Source organism: Mesorhizobium jarvisii (assembly GCF_003601985.1).
Lineage (GTDB): Bacteria > Pseudomonadota > Alphaproteobacteria > Rhizobiales > Rhizobiaceae > Mesorhizobium > Mesorhizobium jarvisii.
Genome location: NZ_QZXA01000002.1, coordinates 199,723 through 217,367, shown reverse-complemented (window position 1 = coordinate 217,367; position 17,645 = coordinate 199,723). Strand labels below are relative to the sequence as shown.

Annotated in this window: 16 protein-coding genes; 7 read left to right on the top strand and 9 right to left on the bottom strand. The window is 64.3% G+C overall.

What is annotated here, in order from left to right; all coding sequences use genetic code 11:
- Positions 1-8: 8 nt before the first annotated feature.
- From D3242_RS04830 to D3242_RS04815, 4 genes are all read right to left on the bottom strand, one after another.
- Positions 9-323, bottom strand: coding sequence for a ferritin family protein (locus tag D3242_RS04830; protein WP_019859060.1), 315 nt, complete (start codon positions 321-323; stop codon positions 9-11).
- Between the two features lie 54 nt (positions 324-377).
- On the bottom strand, positions 378-1,133 hold the full coding sequence (locus D3242_RS04825; protein WP_027047018.1) for a bestrophin-like domain: 756 nt from the start codon (positions 1,131-1,133) through the stop codon (positions 378-380).
- Between the two features lie 103 nt (positions 1,134-1,236).
- On the bottom strand, positions 1,237-2,790 hold the full coding sequence (locus D3242_RS04820; protein ID WP_064983829.1) for a trimethylamine methyltransferase family protein: 1,554 nt from the start codon (positions 2,788-2,790) through the stop codon (positions 1,237-1,239).
- Positions 2,791-2,802: 12 nt separating this feature from the next.
- Complete coding sequence (locus D3242_RS04815) at positions 2,803-5,214, bottom strand: GcvT family protein (RefSeq protein ID WP_064983827.1); 2,412 nt, start codon at positions 5,212-5,214, stop codon at positions 2,803-2,805.
- Between the two features lie 253 nt (positions 5,215-5,467).
- Between D3242_RS04815 and D3242_RS04810 the strand changes: the two genes are divergently transcribed.
- Complete coding sequence (locus D3242_RS04810; protein WP_064983826.1) at positions 5,468-6,934, top strand: esterase-like activity of phytase family protein; 1,467 nt, start codon at positions 5,468-5,470, stop codon at positions 6,932-6,934.
- A 75-nt stretch (positions 6,935-7,009) separates the two neighbouring features.
- Here the strand turns inward: D3242_RS04810 and D3242_RS04805 are convergent, their stop codons facing one another.
- Positions 7,010-7,804 carry a L,D-transpeptidase gene (locus tag D3242_RS04805; RefSeq protein WP_019859065.1) on the bottom strand — a complete coding sequence of 265 codons (795 nt, stop codon included), beginning with the start codon at positions 7,802-7,804 and terminating at the stop codon, positions 7,010-7,012.
- Positions 7,805-7,995: 191 nt separating this feature from the next.
- Between D3242_RS04805 and D3242_RS04800 the strand changes: the two genes are divergently transcribed.
- Positions 7,996-9,468: an MATE family efflux transporter gene (locus D3242_RS04800; RefSeq protein WP_019859066.1), complete on the top strand. Its 1,473-nt coding sequence runs from the start codon at positions 7,996-7,998 to the stop codon at positions 9,466-9,468.
- A 284-nt stretch (positions 9,469-9,752) separates the two neighbouring features.
- Positions 9,753-10,328: a TMEM175 family protein gene (locus D3242_RS04790; RefSeq protein ID WP_019859067.1), complete on the top strand. Its 576-nt coding sequence runs from the start codon at positions 9,753-9,755 to the stop codon at positions 10,326-10,328.
- A gap of 86 nt (positions 10,329-10,414) precedes the next feature.
- On the opposite strand, the gene D3242_RS04785 is transcribed toward D3242_RS04790, so the two are convergent.
- Positions 10,415-10,696, bottom strand: coding sequence for a hypothetical protein (locus tag D3242_RS04785; protein ID WP_064983824.1), 282 nt, complete (start codon positions 10,694-10,696; stop codon positions 10,415-10,417).
- A gap of 135 nt (positions 10,697-10,831) precedes the next feature.
- Between D3242_RS04785 and D3242_RS04780 the strand changes: the two genes are divergently transcribed.
- Positions 10,832-11,698, top strand: a complete 867-nt coding sequence (locus D3242_RS04780) for an SDR family NAD(P)-dependent oxidoreductase (protein ID WP_027047020.1) — start codon at positions 10,832-10,834, stop codon at positions 11,696-11,698.
- An 11-nt stretch (positions 11,699-11,709) separates the two neighbouring features.
- Here D3242_RS04780 and D3242_RS04775 read toward each other — a convergent pair whose 3' ends face one another.
- From D3242_RS04775 to D3242_RS04765, 3 genes are all read right to left on the bottom strand, one after another.
- The gene (locus D3242_RS04775) at positions 11,710-12,135 is read right to left on the bottom strand and encodes a low affinity iron permease family protein (protein WP_027047021.1); all 426 of its coding nucleotides are present in this window, start codon (positions 12,133-12,135) and stop codon (positions 11,710-11,712) included.
- A 342-nt stretch (positions 12,136-12,477) separates the two neighbouring features.
- The gene (locus D3242_RS04770) at positions 12,478-13,119 is read right to left on the bottom strand and encodes a transferase hexapeptide repeat family protein (RefSeq protein ID WP_038647706.1); all 642 of its coding nucleotides are present in this window, start codon (positions 13,117-13,119) and stop codon (positions 12,478-12,480) included.
- An 86-nt stretch (positions 13,120-13,205) separates the two neighbouring features.
- A complete protein-coding gene (locus D3242_RS04765) occupies positions 13,206-13,724 on the bottom strand; it encodes a CreA family protein (RefSeq protein ID WP_019859072.1) in 519 nt (172 codons plus the stop codon).
- 357 nt (positions 13,725-14,081) lie between these two features.
- Here D3242_RS04765 and D3242_RS04760 point away from each other — a divergent pair, with 357 nt between their 5' ends.
- From D3242_RS04760 to D3242_RS04750, 3 genes are all read left to right on the top strand, one after another.
- Positions 14,082-14,660 carry an SCO family protein gene (locus tag D3242_RS04760; protein ID WP_027047022.1) on the top strand — a complete coding sequence of 193 codons (579 nt, stop codon included), beginning with the start codon at positions 14,082-14,084 and terminating at the stop codon, positions 14,658-14,660.
- Positions 14,661-14,671: 11 nt separating this feature from the next.
- On the top strand, positions 14,672-15,544 hold the full coding sequence (locus tag D3242_RS04755) for a 50S ribosomal protein L11 methyltransferase (RefSeq protein WP_019859073.1): 873 nt from the start codon (positions 14,672-14,674) through the stop codon (positions 15,542-15,544).
- Between the two features lie 214 nt (positions 15,545-15,758).
- A complete protein-coding gene (locus tag D3242_RS04750) occupies positions 15,759-17,603 on the top strand; it encodes an aminopeptidase P family protein (RefSeq protein ID WP_019859075.1) in 1,845 nt (614 codons plus the stop codon).
- The last annotated feature ends 42 nt before the right edge of the window (positions 17,604-17,645 follow it).

Sequence of the window (17,645 nt, the reverse complement as noted above, 5' to 3'; positions counted from 1 at the left end):
GCAAGCTATCAATCCACCTTCTTCTCGCCCCGCTCGCCGGCCTTGACGATGTCGCCCGTGGTGAACAGGATTTCCTTCAATTCCGCCCGCCAATCCTTCTTCTGGCGCAGCAGGAATTCCAGGTCCATCCCGAAATGCTTGAACTCCTCGCCTTGCGCGTTCTGCATGATGGCCCGCGCTTGCGGATCCTTCTCCACCGAGATGCGCTGTTCGTACCAGCCGATCGCTTCCGCCTCCTCGATCAGTGAGGTGATCATGCGGGCAAAGGTCCGCACCTTCTGCGACAGGTCTTCAGGCGGTTCGTGATACTGGTCGAAACCCATGTCGTCCTCCGTGGTTCATTCCCATGAATGCTCGGGAATGCCGCCGGTTCCGCATCACCGCTGCAATTCCGCCAATGCCCGCTCCAGCGGTGCCGGCGAAATCTGGATCGGGCCGGAGAACGGCACGTCCATGTCGAGGATCAAGTAGATCGCCCCGGCAATCAGCGCGGCCGAGACGACATAGGTTGCAAGCGTGATCACATTCTTCGGCGCCCTGAACCCGAAACTAGCGAAGATCAGCGCCAGCCACGCAACCAGCATGGCAATCAGCGGCCAGGGGATAGCGCCCTCCGACTGTTCGATCAGCACCCAGCGCATTTCCAGCACCTTCTGCAGGCGCTGACGCGCATCCTGCAACAGCGGGCCATGCGTCGCATCGGACAGCGTCAGCGCGTTCAGCCGCGTGCCGATCTCCGTCAAAAGATGTTCGGACAGCTGATTGGCGACGAGAGTCGTTTCACTGTTTTGCGACGAGGTGGCCACCACCCGCTGCACATAAGCGACCAGCGGCTGGCGCACCGCATCGGCTTCCGGCCCGTACTGGCGCAATGTCCTGTCGAGCAGGATGAGCTCCGTCGCATAGGCGTGCACATTGTGATCAATCGATTCGAAGGTGTTCTTGGCCGAATTGATCATCAGGCCGAGCACCAGCGAGGTCATGACGCCGAACAGATTGGCGGCGAGCCGCACGACATTGTTCGTGTCGTCGTCGCGATGCCTGGCCGGCAGCCTCGGCCATATCGCCATGCTGGCCAGCGGCGCCGCCGCCAGGCACAGGAAAATCACCAAGGCGATCAGGGCTTCGCGCATGAAGCGCATTTCTGCACGGCGTGCACCGCTTGCCAATGACCCCGGCACCGGTCACGCCGCGAAAGTCGCGGCAAGGACCGGGTGTCTCGCGAAAGCTCGCTCCTCACGACACCGGTGGCGCGCCGCCCTCTTCGGTGCGCCGCGCGATGAATTCGTCGAGCACTCCGGCGGTGGCGGCAGCCGAAGCGGGCGGCTCGAAATCGGCAAGGATGCGTTTCCAGATGCCGGTGGCGCGCTCGCTGGCGGTCTTTGATCCGCTTTGCGTCCAGTTGCCGAAATTCGACCAGTCGGCCACCAGTGGCTCATAGAATGCGGTGCGGTAGCGCGCCATGGTGTGGCCGGCCGAGAAGAAATGCCCGCCCGGCTGCACTTCGGCGATGGCCTCGAAACCGATCGCGTCGTCGTCGCCAGGCGTTGCCGCGCAAAGCTCGGCAATCGACTGCACCGCCTCGATGTCGGTGATCAGCTTCTCGAAAGAGACACTCAGGCCACCTTCCAGCCAGCCCGCTGCGTGAATACAGACGGTGGCGCCGGCAAGCACCGAGCCCCACAGGGCGAACTGCGACTCATGGGCTGCCTGCGCATCGGAAATGTTGGCGGCACTGCCGGCGCCTGAACGCCAGGGAAGGCCGATGAAGCGCGCCAATTGGCCGGCCCCCAGTGTCGCCTTGACGTGCTCGGGCGTGCCGAACGCCGGAGCGCCCGACTTCATGTCGACATTGGAAGAGAACGAACCGTAGAGCACGGGTGCGCCCGGGCGCACGATCTGCGCCAGTGCCAGACCGGCCAGCGCCTCGGCATGCTGCAGCGTCAGCGCGCCGGCGACCGTGATCGGCGCCATCGCGCCGGCCAGGCAGAACGGCGTGATGACCAGGACCTGCCCGGCGCGAGCGAAGTCGATGATGCCTTGCGCCATCGGAATGTCGAGCTGGCGCGGTGAATTGGTGTTGATGATGGTGTAGCAATGGGCGCCAGCGCGGAATTCATCCTCTGACAGCCCGCGCGCCAGCCGGATCATCTCGAACCCATCCTCGACCTGCGGCGTGCCGCGAGCGAAGACAAAGGGGAACTTGTCGGACAGCGTCAGCTGCGCGCGGTTGACGGCATAGTGGCGTAAACGGTTGTCGACATCCTGCGGCTCGATGCAGGGGCAAAGCATGTGCAGTACGTCGAAATGCTGGATGAGCTTGGTCAATTCCTCGAAGGCGCCGAGCGTTCCCGGCCGGCGGCCGCGTTCGAGATCGGTGACGTTGGGCGCGCCAGCGCCGGCGAGGAACGTCATCGAGCCGAGCTCGAGCAAAAGATCGCGGCTGCGGTCGCCCGCCAGCGCTGGAATTGATTTCGGCGCCGAGGCCAGTGCCGCGGCCACGATGTCGCGGCCGATGCGCACCATGTCGGTGTCCGGGTCCACAAACGCACCGGCGCGGGCGAAAATCTCCCGCGCCTGCCGCAAGAGCACCTTGATGCCGAGTTCCTCCAGCACGCGCAGCGCCGTGTCGTGGATGGAAGCCACCTGGTCATCCGAAAAGATCGGCTGCGGCAGGAACGGGTTCTTCAACGACCGGTAGTTGGGTCGGCGGCTGCTTTCGCTGCCGGCCTCGCCCGTGCGTCCACGCCGGCGCTCGCGCCTCATGTCTCGTGCCGCGTCATCGATCATCGAAAATCCTCCTCATTGCCGCATCGCCCTGCCCGAGGCATCGTAGGGCGACGCCGCGATGACGCGAGCCGGCCGTTCGACGCCGACAATGTGCACCGAAAGCGCCGTCCCCTCCTCGGCGAAATCGCCGTCGACCAACGCCAGCGCGACGCTCTTGCCGATCGTGTAGCCAAAGCCACCCGAAGTGACGAAGCCGACGCGCCGGCCGTCGCGCCAGACCGGCTCGAAGCCGCTGGCGTCGGCATCGACGGCGTCGACCTCCAGCGTCACGATCCGTTGCGCCACCCCAACGTTGCGCTCCTTCAGCGCCGCCTCGCGGCCGACGAACTCGCCCTTGTCGAAGGCAATGAACCGGTCGAGGCCGGTCTGGCCTGGCATGTAGCCCTGCGTGAATTCGCGCGACCAGATGCCGAAGCTTTTCTCCAGTCGCAGCGCATTCAGCGCGTAGTAGCCGATCTCGGCCAGGCCGAGATCCTCGCCGGCGGCGAGCAGTGTCTCACGCAACGTCGCATGCGTGGTTACCGGGCAGTTGATCTCGAAGCCCAGCTCGCCCGCGATGGAGAGGCGGGCAACCCGCGCCTGCACCATGCCGATGTCGAACGCGCCGCAGGCCATGAAGGGCAGTGCCGCGCCGCACACATCCTGATGCGTGGTGCGTTCCAGGATTTTGCGCGCATTTGGCCCGGTCAGCAGGAAGCCGCCCGTCGCGTCCGAGATGTCGGTGACCGTGACGCCCTCTCCTGCCTGTCTCTCGAACCAGCGCATGTGGAATTCCCTGAGATAGTAGGAGCCCATCAGCCAATAGTCGCCGTCGGGCCAGTTGATCACGGTGAGGTCGCCCTTCAGCCGCCCGTCCGGCCCGAGCATCGGCGCCAGCCGCGCCTGTCCGGCTTTCGGCAGCTTGCAGGCAAGCAGCCGATCGAGCCATGCCCTGGCATTTGGTCCCGTCACCGCATAGCGCGCATAGGCCGAGATATCGAGGAGACCGGCGGCCCGCCGCACCTGCAGCGCTTCATCGCCGACGATGTCGAAGGCGTTGGAGCGCTTGAGCGTGGTGTTCTCGCGAAAGCCCATCGGCGCGAAATAGGCCGGGATTTCCAGCCCCCACGACGCCGTCCATTCGCAGCCCGCCGCACTCATCCCGTCATAGGCGCCGGGGCGTTTCAAGGGCCGGCCCGCCGGCAGCCGCTCATTGGGGAAAGTCATGACGAAACGGCGCGCATAGAATTGCCGCGTCGTTTGTCTGAGATATTCGCGGTTGGCGGCGAAGGCGCCGTAGCGGGCAATGTCCATGCCGAAAATGTCGGCCTGCGGCTCGCCGTGGATCATCCATTCGGCCAGCGATTTGCCGACACCGCCGCCCTGGCTGAAGCCGGCCATGACGCCGCAGGCGACCCAGTAGTTTTTCAGGCCGCGCACCGGTCCGACGATCGGATTGCCGTCGGGGGTAAAGGTGAAAGCGCCGTTGACCCATTTGCGGACGCCGGCGCTCGCCAGGCAGGGAAAGCGCTCATGCGCCTTGGCGAGTTCCGGGCTGATGCGGTCTATGTCCTCCGGGATCAGCTCGATGCCGTAGTCCCATGGCGCGCCGTCCATGTTCCAATGCTTGGGGTTCTGCTCGTAGACGCCGAGCAGCACGCCTTTGCGCTCCTGGCGCAGGTAGGAAAAGCCGTCGAGATCGACCGCAAGGCCAAGCTCCCGGTCGAGAGCGGCGATCTCGGGAATGTCCTCGGTGACGAAATAATGGTGCTCCATCGGCGTCACCGGCAGGTCGACGCCGGCCATGCGGCCGAGCTGCTTTGCCCACAGCCCGCCGGCGTTGACGACATGCTCGGCGATGATGGTGCCCTGCTCCGTGACGACGTCCCAATGGCCGTCCGCGCGAGACTTCAACTCGGCGACACGGTTGCGCAGGATCACGTCGGCGCCGCGCTTCTTGGCGGCACCCGCATAGGCATGCGTCGTGCCATAGGGGTCGAGATGACCCTCATTGGCATCGTAGAGACCACCGAGCACGCCAGTGACGTCGACAATCGGACAGATTTCCTTGATTTCGTCGGGCGTCACCAGCCGGGCGGTTTCGATGCCGACCGACTGGAACACCGCCCATGCCGATTTCAGCCATTCCCAGCGCTGGGGATCGCTGGCCATGTTGACGCCGCCGGTCATGTGCAAGCCGATATCCCGGCCGGATTCGGCCTCGATCTCGCGATAGAGCTTGATGGTGTAATCCTGCAGCGCCGCGACGTTGGGATCAGCGTTGAGCGCATGAAACCCGGCAGCCGCATGCCAGGTCGAGCCGGCCGTCAGTTCCGCACGTTCGATCAGCGCCACATCGGACCAGCCGAACCGCGTCAGGTGGTAGAGCACCGAGGCGCCGACCACCCCGCCCCCGATGACGACTGCACGGTAGTGCGACTTCAAGGCTTCCCTCCCAATGCGTCCGAGGCAGCAACATATATGCACTAGACATAAGTGTCCAGTACTGCACTTGCGCATCCGAGCGGGTGTTTTTTCGGCCGGCGAACACGCCGGCGGGCAGGCATGCCGCACTGTCACGCAAGCATCATGTTCGCGCCGTAGACCGCTTTCGGGGGGCGGCGCGCGGCATCATCGATGTACCGCCTCTTTCAGCTTTTCGGCCGCCCCGGCACATCTTTCACAAAGAGGATCATCCATGAAACACCTGCACCGAACCGCCTCGCTCGGGATCGCGCTGGCCTTGTTCACCGCTCTCACGCCGGCGCTCGCCGACAGCACCACGACAGCAGGCGGCCTCGTCAACAAGGGCCTGGTCGGCGTCGGCCGCATCCCTGCCGCACAGCGCGACAAATTCGGCGAGACGTTCGGCTCGGGTTCCGGCATGGCGATCGACACATCGAGCTGGACGCATGATGCGGGCACCTACAAGGGGTCGCTCTGGCTGCTGCCGGACCGCGGCTACAATGTCGCCGGCACCACCGACTACCGACCGCGCCTCAACACCATCGGCATCGAGTTCACGCCGGCGGCACCAGGCGCCGCTGGCCAGGGACAGACCGAAGTCAAGGCGACGCTCACCGACACCATGCTTCTGACCGACGAGGGCGCCAATGCCACCGGCCTCGACCCGCTGTCGGATGTGCGCGCCGCCACCGGTGACATGCCGACGCTGCCCGCCGCCACCAATGGCAAGCTCGCCCTCGACAACGAGGCGATCGTGCGGCTGCCCGACGGCTCGATGTTCATCTCCGACGAATATGGCCCCAACATCTACCGCTTCTCGGCGCAGGGCCGTCTGCTGTCGGCGACACAGCCGCCGGCGGCGCTGGTGCCGATGCGCAAGGGCGCGCCGAACTTCTCCTCGGACAATCCTGGCCCCGGTGCCGCCGAGCCCGACCCGAAGGATCCCGAGACCGGCCGCCAGAACAACCAGGGCCTGGAAGGCATGGCGATGACGCCGGACGGCAAGTTCCTGATCGCCGTGCTGCAGTCGGCGACCCGGCAGGATGGCGGCGATTCAGGTTCGACCCGGCAAAACACCAGGGCGCTGGTCTATGACGCCTCCGACCTCGCCCATCTGAAGCTGGCGCACGAATATGTCGTGCCGCTGCCGGTGTTCAAGGACGCCAAGGGCAAGACCAAGGTCGCCGCGCAAAGCGAGATCGTGGCGCTGTCGGACACGTCCTTTCTGATGCTGGCGCGCGACAGCGGCAACGGCCAGGGCGTCAAGGGCGACACCTCGCTTCTGCGCCAGATCTTCGTCGTCGACGTTTCGGCCGCAACCGACATCGCGGGCGGTCCTTTCGACGCCGCCGACAAGCCGGTCGCGCCCAAGGGGGTGCTCGATCCGTCGGTGACGCCGGCCAGACTGACGCCGTTCATCGACATCAACGACAATGCGCAGCTCAATCGCTTCGGCCTGCACAATGGCGCGCCGAACGACCACAACAACCTGTCCGAGAAATGGGAAGCGATGTCGCTGGCCAGCGTGCTCGATCCGAAGCTGCCCAACGACTATTTCCTGTTCGTCGCCAATGACAACGACTTCCTTGCCCAGGACGGTTTTCAGATCGGCGCGCCCTACAAGGCCGATGACGGCGCCAATGTCGACACCATGTTTCTGGTCTATCAGGTCACGCTGCCGGGTCTGGCCAAGAAGTAATCAGGGCGATCCAGGCGGACGCGCTTGGCGCGTCCGCCTGAGTTATTCCGATCGAACCGTCGATCGTGGAGGTACTTACTTCAAGAACTCGGCATCCTTCGGCACGCCGGCATCGATCGGCTCGGCCGTCCTGCTCGACACGGCCATGATCTTGCCGGCAGCCGACAGGTTGGGCCGCACGAAGACCTGCGCGGGACCGTTGACGCGGCTGTAGAGGTCGATGATGTCCTGGTTCATGAAGCGCACACAGCCCGACGATGCGTTCTTGCCGATGGAATCCCACTCCGGTGTGCCGTGCAGCCGGTACATCGTGTCCTTGCCGTCGCGGAACAGGTAGAGCGCGCGTGCGCCGAGCGGGCTCTGCGGGCCTGGCGGCATGCCGTCCTTGAATTTCGCCAGTTCCGGCCGGCGCTGGATCATTTCCGGCGGCGGCGTCCACACCGGCCATTTCTTCCGTGCCTGAACCACGGCGCTGCCGGTCCAGCCGAAACCGGCCTTCCCTAAGCTGACGCCGTAGCGGATGGCCTTGCCGCCGTCGCGCACCAGATAGAGGAAGTGCTCGGAGACATCGACGACGATGGTGCCGGGCTTTTCGCCGGTCGGGTCGACCACGATCTGGCGCACGAACTTCGGATCGAGCTTGGCCACCGGGATCGCCGGCAGTTGATAGCCCTCGTCGGTGCGCGCCGCGTACATGGTCGCGGTGTCGCCGAACGCCGTGTCGGGTGGCGCCGCGGCCACCGGCGGCGGCGGCGTCACCACCTCGGTCGTCGTACATGCCGAAAGAGCCATCGAGGCCGCGCCCAAGGCGGACGCACCGAGAAACGCGCGCCGGTTCAGGCGCTCGGAAAACAGCGGACTATCGGACATGATCCCCCCGGCTATTGACAAGATACAGGAATGCGGGCCCCACGCCCCAGGGGATCAATAGCCCATTCCGGGGGTTTTGAGAACATGATTAGATCAAGGGGCGCCAGCAGACCTTTCCGACACCGCATCGACCTGCCCCGTTGAATCGGCAATGATGGTGGGGCCAGATCACCTTTGCCGAGTTGCCAGCCATGGACGAAAAAATGCCCCCGCGCCGGCGCACCGGCGACCTGACCAGCGGCCCGATCCCGCGCACGCTGCTGCTGTTTGCCTTGCCGGTGCTGGGTTCCAACGTGCTGCAGTCGCTCAACGGGTCGATCAATGCCGTCTGGGTCGGCCGCTTTCTGGGCGAATCGGCGCTGACCGCCACATCCAACGCCAACCTCGTCCTGTTCCTGATCCTGGGCACCGTGTTCGGCATCGGCATGGCCGCCACCATCCTGGTGGCGCAGTCGGTCGGCGCCCGCGACCTGCCCGAGGCGCGCCGCATCGTCGGCACCAGCGCCACCTTCTTCTTCTTCATTTCGGTGGTCTTCGCCGTCTGCGGCTGGATCTGGGTAAATGCTATCCTGGGCATGCTCGGCACACCTGCGGACGCCTTGCCGCTGGCGCGTTCCTATCTGCGCATCATCTTCGTCGCCGTGCCGATGATGAACCTTCTGTCCTTCGTCATGACCGTACTGCGTGGCGCGGGCGATTCACGCACGCCCTTCATCTTCATGGCGCTGGCGGTCGTCCTCGACATCGTGCTCAACCCGCTGCTGATCCGCGGCATCGGCCCCTTCCCCGAACTTGGCATCGCCGGTTCCGCCACCGCGACGCTGATCGGCCAGACGGTGGGCGTGATTGCCATCCTTGTCGTGCTCTATGCCCGCAAGCACCCGCTGCGGCTGGCCGGCGCCAATCTCGCCCTGCTGTGGCCCGACCCTGGCTTGCTGCGCGTCGTCGTCTTCAAGGGCGTGCCGATGGGCCTGCAGATGATCGTCATTTCGGCGGCGGCCCTGACGGTGATGGGCATCGTCAACTCCTACGGGTCGCAGGTCGCCGCCGCCTACGGCATCGCGGCGCAGCTGTGGACCTACATCCAGATGCCGGCGCTGGCCATCGGAGCCGCGGTCTCCTCCATGGCTGCGCAGAATGTCGGCGCCGGCCGCTGGGACCGGATCGGCCGCGTCGCCGCCTCCGGCGTCGGCTTCAACCTCGTCCTGACCGGCGCCCTGGTCGCGCTGCTGTGGCTCTTCGACCGCCCGATCCTCGGCCTGTTCCTGAGCAGCGACAGCGCGGCGATCGACATCGCCGCGCACATCAATTCTGCCGCATCCTGGTCGTTCATCCTGTTCGGCATCACCATCGTGCTGTTCGCCACCGTGCGCGCCACCGGAGCGGTGATGCCGCCGCTGATCATCCTGGTGATTTCGGTGCTCATCGTGCGCACCGGCTTTGCCTATTTCATGCGCGGCGTGATCGGCGAGGAAGCGCTGTGGTGGAGTTTCCCGGCAGGCTCGATCACCTCGCTGGTGCTGGCCGCGGCCTACTACCGTTTCGGCGGCTGGCGCACATTGCACATGATCGAGAACAGGCCGGCCGCCGGCGAGCCGCCCGACACCGGGCTCGGTGTGCCACGAGGGCGCGCCAACATGGCGCCCGAGACGCCGAACGGCTGAGGCGAGCCCGCTTTGTCTCAATGTCTGTGTTTTAGCTCAAAGCCCAGCGCCACCAGCGCAAAGACGATGATCATGCCGGCAAATGCCGGGCTTGCCGCGACAGCCCTGACGTAGGTCGAGACGATGCCGACGCCGCTGACGGGTAAGGCATTGCCGACAAAGCAGCCACCGGCGCGCTGGTTTTCCCAGACATAGTTGAGGAATTTCCCGAGCGCCGTTTATTGGCCCGGGAACTTGCGCTAACAGTTTACTGTCTTTCGACAAATTCGTTGTAGGCGGGGATCATGGGCAAAGGCAGGGTCGAGGCATTCACCGACGGCGTCGTGGCCATCATCATCACCATCATGGTCCTCGAACTGAAAGTGCCGCATGGCGAGGATGTTTCCGCCTTGTTGCCGTTGTGGCCGGTCTTCTTCAGCTACGTGCTGTCCTTCATCAATGTCGGCATCTACTGGAACAATCTGCACAACATGTTTCACACCGTACAACGCGTCGACGGCCGGGTGCTTTGGGCAAACCTGCATCTGTTGTTCTGGCTGTCGCTGATGCCGGTAACGACCGCCTTCATGGGCGAGAATCATTTCGCCACGGTTCCGGTCGCTGTCTATGGCGCCGATCTCGCTCTATGCGCGATCGCTTACACTATTCTGGCATCCGCGCTGCATCGCCTGCACGGCAACGACACCGCCTTCGCCAAGGCGCTGGGCAACGACCGCAAGGGCAAGCTCTCGCTGGCCGTCTACATCGCGGCCGTCCTGCTGACCTTCGTCAATCAGTGGATCGGCGTCGCGCTTTATGTGCTGGTCGCGACGATCTGGCTCGTGCCGGATACGCGCTTCGCGCGGGTGATCGAAAAGTAGCGCTCTTTGCCTGACTCGATTCCCCGGGGGAAAATGCTACGCGCTTTTCCCCGGGAAAACCGCTTCACACCTTTCCTGGAATTGCTCTATTTACGCATCGCCTTCAGCTTTTCCGCCACCGACGCCGCAAGGTCGGCATAGCGCTCCTCCAGCCTTTCGGCTGCCTTGATGATCGAGAAATCATGGCCGAATTTCTCCAACGCCATGCGCAGCTTCTCGACGAACTCGGCCTGTTTTTCCAGCGCGGCAAACAGTGTCTTCACCTGGGTTTCGCTGATATCGGGGTTGGCCAGCATCTGCGGCACCTCGCGCCCCATCTGGTCGCCGGTGGCGGTCTGCTCTTTCAGAATTGCGATCCAGTCCGTCAATCGAAAATCTCCATTTGTGGGGCAGCATGCGCGGTCGCGGCCCGACTGGTCAACCCGAACACGTGCTGACGAAGGCTTGCGCAAGCGGTTTCCGGCGCTAAGTTCGGCGCCATCGAAAAAAGGATGCTGTTGCTCATGATCACCGACGCTGAAATCCAGAGCGCCCTGCCCGCGCTTGGCCCCGGCAATACCGCCGTCATCACCGGCGCCGCCAGCGGCATCGGTCTGGCAGCCGCAAAGCGGCTTGCGCTGATGGGCATGAAGATCGTGCTCGCAGACATCGGTGGCGCGCGCCTTGACGATGCCTCCCGCGCCGTCTCTGCCATTGCCGGCGACGATGCCGTGCTTGCCGTCGCCGCAGATGTTTCGAAGGCCGATGAGGTCGATCGTCTCGCCGACCGCGCATTCGGCGCCTTCGGCGAGGTCTCGCTGCTGATGAACAATGCCGGCGTCGGCGACAATCCGGGAAAACCCTGGGAAAACCGCGATGGCTGGAAACGGCTGCTCGACATTAATTTCTGGGGTGTCGTGCATGGCGTCGAAGCCTTCGCGCCGCGCATGCTGGCGTCGGCCAAGCCGGGCCTGATCATCAACACCGGTTCCAAGCAAGGCATCACCACGCCGCCCGGCAACCTCGCCTACAATGTCTCCAAGGCCGGCGTGAAGACGTTCACCGAAGGCCTGGCGCATGCGCTGCGCAACGAACCGGGCGACCGAATGTCGGCGCATCTGCTCATCCCCGGCTTCACTTATACCGGCCTCACCGAAGGGGCGACGGAAAAGCCGGCCGGCGCCTGGACCGGCGAACAGGTCATTGATTTCATGCTGGAATCCCTGGTCAGGGGCGACTTCTACATCCTGTGCCCGGACAATGACGTAGCGCGGCCGCTGGACGAGAAGCGCATGGCCTGGGCGATAGGCGACATCATCGAAAACCGCCCGGCCCTGTCGCGCTGGCACCCCGATCACAAGGATGCGTTCGCGGACTTCATCAAAGGCTGATCCGAAAGCCCTCAAGCCGCGTGCTTTTTCGGAGCTCGCTTTTGCGCCACGGCCTTCTTGGCGGCCATGGCGGCGATTTTTTCGTCATGCCGCCGTGCCGCCCGCTCACACTTGTCACGGATTTCCTCGACTTCGGATTCCGTGAGGTGCTCGATGCCGATGAAATTGTTATGGCCCTCGCTGACCCGGATCAACTCATCGAGCTTGGCCTGGATCGCCGCGCCATCGCGGTTCTGGGTGTTCTGGATCAGGAACACCATCAGGAAAGTGATGATGGTCGTGCCGGTGTTGATCACCAATTGCCAGGTGTCCGAGAAGCCGAAGAACGGCCCGCTCACCGCCCAGACGACGACAATCACACAGCAGCCCGCAAAGGTCAGCGGCAGGCCGGTTATATGGGCGACCCAGTTGGCGATCCTGGTGAAGAGCTTTTCCATCTGTCGAGACCCATCAATGGCTGCGCCGATGAGAAACAACCGGTAGCCGTCTTGGGTTCCCGCCGGCAGCAAATACATCGGATGCAATTGGGCACACGCGAAGCGGGCACTCGACGGAAAACGCATCTTATCGGTTCAATGTCATAGTAACGATGCAGGCAAAAGCGCCTGTTCGTTCCGCTCCACAGCGGTTTACCTCCGGCCCCTTCCGCCGCGCCACCCCCGCATGGCGGAAGGGGCTTCAGTACCGAAAGCGGCGACCGGTACACGGACAGGCGGACGCCCCATTTCCCGCAACTCGCCCACCAGCGCCGCTCTCGGTCTGCTGATGGCCTGCGCGCCCTAGACGACGTCGTTTTCCCAACGATCGAGGAAGGCCTCGATCGGCATGGACTGGATGTCGGGAACCGCCCTGGCGAGTTTCTCGACCGGCCAGTCCCACCAGGCGAGGGCTTCGATCCGCGCCGCTATGTCGGGAGCAAAGCGCGAGCGGAGCGGCTTTGCCGGCACGCCGGCGACGATCATGTAGGGCGGCACATCCTGCGTCACCACCGCATTGGCGCCAACGACCGCGCCATTGCCGATCGCGATGCCGGGCATGATCACCGCGCCGTGGCCGATCCAGACGTCGTGGCCGATGGTCACGGCCTTCGCTTGCCGCCGCGCGCGGAACGCCGCATCGACGCCCAGCCAGCGGAAATATTCGTTCGGCCGGTAGCTGACCTTGTGCTGGGTCAGTCGCTCGATCGGATGCTCCAGCGCGTTGATGCGGCTGTTGGCGGCAATCGAGCAGAATTTGCCGATACTCGTATAGATCGCCTCGGCATGGCGCTCGAAATAGGAGAAGTCCCCGACGCTCACCTCGCGCAGCACCACCCGTTCACCGATCGAGGCGTAGCGGCCGAGCTTGCACGCCTTCAGCTCCGCGGTCGGATGGATGCGCGGCTCGGGATCTTTCAGGACGAGGTTTTCGGTGCGGTCCATGCGGCGCTTTACTTCAGGGCAATTGCTCCCGCAAGGCAGGAGCAATTGCTCGTGGTGCCAATCAGCACAAAAAGACGCCCATCCGCCTATTTCGGCTTGCCCTTGCTCCACACCACGTTCTGGCCATAGAGCGGCACGGTGGTGACCGACATCTTGGCCGAGCCGTTCTGCACCTGACGCGAATGCGAGAGATAGATCAGCGTCTCGTTGGTCTTGTCGTAGATGCGGTTCACCACCTGCTTCTTCCAGATCAGGCTGAGGCCCTGCTTGAACACCTCCTCGCCGCCCTCGCTCATGTCGATGTCGCCGATGGTGATCGGGCCGGTCTGACGGCAGGAGATCGACGAATCGGAGGGATCCTCGAACCAGTTGCCCTTGTGCAGGCGGTCGATGATGCTGCGGTCGAAATAGGAGACATGGCAGGTCACGCCATCCACCTTGGGATCCTTGATCGCTTCGACGATGATGTCATTGCCGACCCAGTCGACGCCGACCTTGCCGACTTCCTCGGCGACCGCGCTGCCTGCGCCAAGAACGACGCACGCGGCCAAGGCGCCGCCGATCAGTTTTCGCCCAATCCGTTCGCGCCCAACCAGTTCGAGCAAAGGAGCCTCCTGCGGTTCGAGTTGCCAGTATCAGGTGGGACGCGGCGTGCGGCTTTGCAAGCGGATGCGTCAACACCACCACGGTTGCGGCATCGCGGCACTTTGCCTGCGCAGGGCCAAACCGCTAAGAGACTGTTTCGAAATTCGCTCTGGCGAGTCATATGGTGGTGGTTTCGACACCGTAGCGCAGTGGACATATGGTCCGTGAGCTCAGTTCTACTGCATGCAGTAAGAACTGAGAAGCGCAGAAAACGCCATCAGATGGCCGCCAGAGTAGAATTTCCAAACAGGGCTCAAGACTGTCGCACCGGCGCGGCATCGAGCCGGCGCGATGATTTCTGCGGACGGACTTTTATGATGATGCGTTCTATCCTGGTCGGCATTCTCGTCCTGATGGCAGCCGGCATCGGCTGGCTGACCTTCGACTGGTACCGCGGCCATTATGGCGGCGAACCGTTCGGAGCGCCCTTCACCCTCGTCGACCAGAAAGGCGCGCCGATCACCGAAGCCGCCTTCCGGGGGCAGCCCAGCGTCGTCTTCTTCGGCTTCACCCACTGCCCCGAAGTCTGCCCGACGACGCTGTTCGAACTCTCCGGCTGGCTGAAGACGCTCGGCGACGACGGCAAGACCTTGCATGCCTATTTCGTCTCGGTCGACCCGGAGCGTGACACGCCGCCGGTGATGAACGCCTATGTCAGCAATTTCTCCGACCGCATCACCGGCATCACCGGCGACCCGGACAAGGTCCATGCCATGGCCAAGTCGTTCGGCATCTACTGGAAGAAGGTCGACACGGGCGACGGCGACTACACGATGGACCACACCGCCTCGGTGCTGCTGCTCAACTCCAAGGGCGACTTTGCCGGCACGATCGCCTATGGCGAAAGCGCCGGCACCGCCGTGGAGAAGCTGAAGCGCCTCGCGGCCAAGGGTTGATAAGTATCCATATGACCCAGACGCGGCTGCATTTCACCACCGGCAAGATCGAGGCTGAGCGCATCTTCGCGGCGCTCGAACTGGCTTTCGAGGATGAGGGCCTGCCGATCGCCGTGCTCGAGGTCGACGAAGACCAGGACATCCACGAAGTTTCGCTCTATGCCGATGGCGACGTCGATGCGATTGAAGCGCGGGTGAAGGACATTCTCGCCGGGCTTGCTCTGTCGAAGCCGGTCGAGCGCGAAGTGCTGCCCGACATCGACTGGGTGGCGCGCTCACTAGAGGGCCTGAAGCCGGTGCGCGCCGGCCGTTTCTTCGTCCACGGCGCGCATGACCGCAGGAAGCGCCACAGCGGCGAACTCGCCATCGAGATCGAGGCCGGCCTTGCCTTCGGCACCGGCCATCACGGCACCACATCAGGCTGCCTGGAAATGCTGGAGAAAGTGGTGCGGCGCGAGCACCCGCGCAATGCGCTCGACCTCGGCACCGGCAGTGCCGTGCTGGCGATCGCCGTCGCCAAGCTGGCGCATATTCCGGTGCTCGCCACCGACATCGACCCGGTGGCGGTGAGGGTCGCCGCCGCCAATGCGCGGCTCAATCACGTCAAGGCGCTCATCGAAACGGTCACCGCACCGGGCTTCCACCATCCGATCTTCGGCAAGCGTACCCCCTTCGATCTGATCGTCGCCAACATATTGGCGCGGCCGCTGATGCGGCTGGCGCCGCAAATGGCCGGGCACATCGCACTTGGCGGCTCGATCGTCCTGTCAGGCATTCTCGAGCGCCAGCGCGACGCCGTCATCTCGGCCTATGTCGGCCAGAATTTCCGGCACGTGCGCACCTTGCACCGCGAAGGCTGGGTGACGATCCACCTCAAGCGCTGAGACCGGCAAGGCAACTGCCGATCCTCGACAGTCCTAACACCTAGAACTTGATGCGCCGTGGCATGGATTTCGCCGGAAAGCTGATCGTGCCGCGGCTGGACCAGCCCCATCTGGTTGTCAGCCAGCCGGCGCTGTAGCAGGTTGCGCCAACTGGAAATCGATTCCGATTTCCGGACCCATAGGCTACGGTCACGCCGACATCAGGAGGCCCATCATGTTCCAGACCTTCGATTCCGCGGGCGAGCCTTCGGTTGGCAAGCCGCGCGTGGCGCTGCTGCGCCAATGGCTTGCCGCCAATGGCCTAGACGGTTTTATCGTCCCGCGCGCCGACGAACATCAGGGCGAATATGTCGCCGATCGTTCGGCACGGCTGAAATGGCTGACCGGCTTCAGCGGCTCGGCCGGCGTCGCCATCGTGCTGCGCGACCGCGCCTTCATCTTCGTCGACGGGCGCTATACGCTGCAGGTGCGCAGCGAGGTCGATCTCGACATTTTTTCGGTCGAAAGCCTGGTCGACAACCCGCCCGCCGTCTGGCTCAAGGACAATATAGGCAAGGGCGCGCGGCTGGGCTTCGATCCATGGCTGCACACGATCAGCGAGGTCAAGGCGCTGCAGACCTCGGCCGACAAGACCGGCGCGGTGCTGGTGCCGCTCGAGAAAAACCCGATAGACATCATCTGGAAGGACCAGCCGGCGGCGCCGGTGACGCCGGTCGAGCTGCACCCGATCGGCTTTGCCGGCGAACTCGCCAAGGACAAGCTGGCGCGGCTGGCGACAGCGATCGGCAAGGACGGCGCCACCCATGCGGTGCTGACCGACCCCTCCTCCATCGCCTGGGCCTTCAACATCCGAGGCGGCGACGTGCCGCACACGCCGCTGGCGCTCGGCTTCGCCATCCTCGCAGCGGATGGGTCGCACCAGCTGTTCATGGACAGCCGCAAATTCTCGCGCCAGGTCGCGGCCTATCTCACCCAGCTCGCCGATCCGCACGAGCCCGGCGAATTCGAAGCGGCGATCGCGGCGCTTGCCAAGGGCGGCGCCAAGATCGCACTCGACCCGGTCCTGGCGGCCGACCGGCTGCGCATACTGGTCGAGGACAATGGCGGCACGGTGGTTGCCGCGCCCGATCCGGCCCGCATTCCGCGTGCCACCAAGAACCAGGCCGAGATCAACGGCTCGCGCGCCGCGCACCGTCGTGACGGCGCGGCGGTGGCCAAGCTTCTGTGCTGGCTGGAGCGGCAAAAACCCGGCTCGCTCGACGAGATCGCGGTCGTCACCAGGCTGGAGGAGAGCCGCAGGCAGACCGGCGAGGAAACGCAGATGCCGCTGCGCGACGTGTCCTTCGACACCATTTCCGGCGCTGGCCCGAACGGCGCCATCATGCACTACCGCGTGTCGCGCGCCACCAGCCGCAAGCTGCAGGCGGGCGAGTTGTTCCTGCTCGATTCCGGCGCGCAATATCAGGACGGCACCACCGACATCACCCGCACCGTGCCGATCGGCCAGCCGACCGAGGAAATGCGCGAACGCTACACGCTGGTGCTGAAAGGCATGATCGGTATTTCCACGCTGCGCTTCCCCGCCGGCACGCGCGGCTCGGAGATCGACGCCATTGCCCGCATGGCGCTGTGGAAGCATGGTTGCGATTTCGCCCACGGCACCGGCCATGGCGTCGGCTCGTACCTCGCCGTGCATGAAGGCCCGCAGCGCATTGCCCGCACCGGCACCGAAAAGCTGCTCGAAGGCATGATGCTGTCCAACGAACCCGGCTATTACAAGGAAGGCGCTTACGGCATCCGCATCGAAAACCTGATCCTCGTGACGCCGGCCGAACAGATCGAGGGCGGCGACATCGCCATGCACGGCTTCGAGACGCTGACGCTGGCGCCGATCGACATCAGGCTGGTGCGGTCAGAGCTGCTGACGCGCGAGGAGCTGCATTGGCTAGACGCCTACCATGCCCGCGTGCTGGCCGAGATCGGACCGATGCTCGACGGCGAGACGCTGGCCTGGCTTGAGAAGGCGACGGCACCGCTGCCGCATGATGCGAAGATTTGAATCTAGCTTGGTAAGTCAGCGATTTAAATCGATGGCACTCGC

Coding starts and splice junctions, on each gene's coding strand:
- D3242_RS04810 (WP_064983826.1), top strand. CDS start 5,468: ATGAAACACCTGCACCGAACCGCCTCGCTCGGGATCGCGCTGGCCTTG.
- D3242_RS04790 (WP_019859067.1), top strand. CDS start 9,753: ATGGGCAAAGGCAGGGTCGAGGCATTCACCGACGGCGTCGTGGCCATC.
- D3242_RS04820 (WP_064983829.1), bottom strand. CDS start 2,790: ATGATCGATGACGCGGCACGAGACATGAGGCGCGAGCGCCGGCGTGGA.
- D3242_RS04830 (WP_019859060.1), bottom strand. CDS start 323: ATGGGTTTCGACCAGTATCACGAACCGCCTGAAGACCTGTCGCAGAAG.
- D3242_RS04800 (WP_019859066.1), top strand. CDS start 7,996: ATGGACGAAAAAATGCCCCCGCGCCGGCGCACCGGCGACCTGACCAGC.
- D3242_RS04760 (WP_027047022.1), top strand. CDS start 14,082: ATGATGCGTTCTATCCTGGTCGGCATTCTCGTCCTGATGGCAGCCGGC.
- D3242_RS04770 (WP_038647706.1), bottom strand. CDS start 13,119: ATGGACCGCACCGAAAACCTCGTCCTGAAAGATCCCGAGCCGCGCATC.
- D3242_RS04775 (WP_027047021.1), bottom strand. CDS start 12,135: ATGGAAAAGCTCTTCACCAGGATCGCCAACTGGGTCGCCCATATAACC.
- D3242_RS04750 (WP_019859075.1), top strand. CDS start 15,759: ATGTTCCAGACCTTCGATTCCGCGGGCGAGCCTTCGGTTGGCAAGCCG.
- D3242_RS04780 (WP_027047020.1), top strand. CDS start 10,832: ATGATCACCGACGCTGAAATCCAGAGCGCCCTGCCCGCGCTTGGCCCC.
- D3242_RS04805 (WP_019859065.1), bottom strand. CDS start 7,804: ATGTCCGATAGTCCGCTGTTTTCCGAGCGCCTGAACCGGCGCGCGTTT.
- D3242_RS04755 (WP_019859073.1), top strand. CDS start 14,672: ATGACCCAGACGCGGCTGCATTTCACCACCGGCAAGATCGAGGCTGAG.
- D3242_RS04825 (WP_027047018.1), bottom strand. CDS start 1,133: ATGCGCGAAGCCCTGATCGCCTTGGTGATTTTCCTGTGCCTGGCGGCG.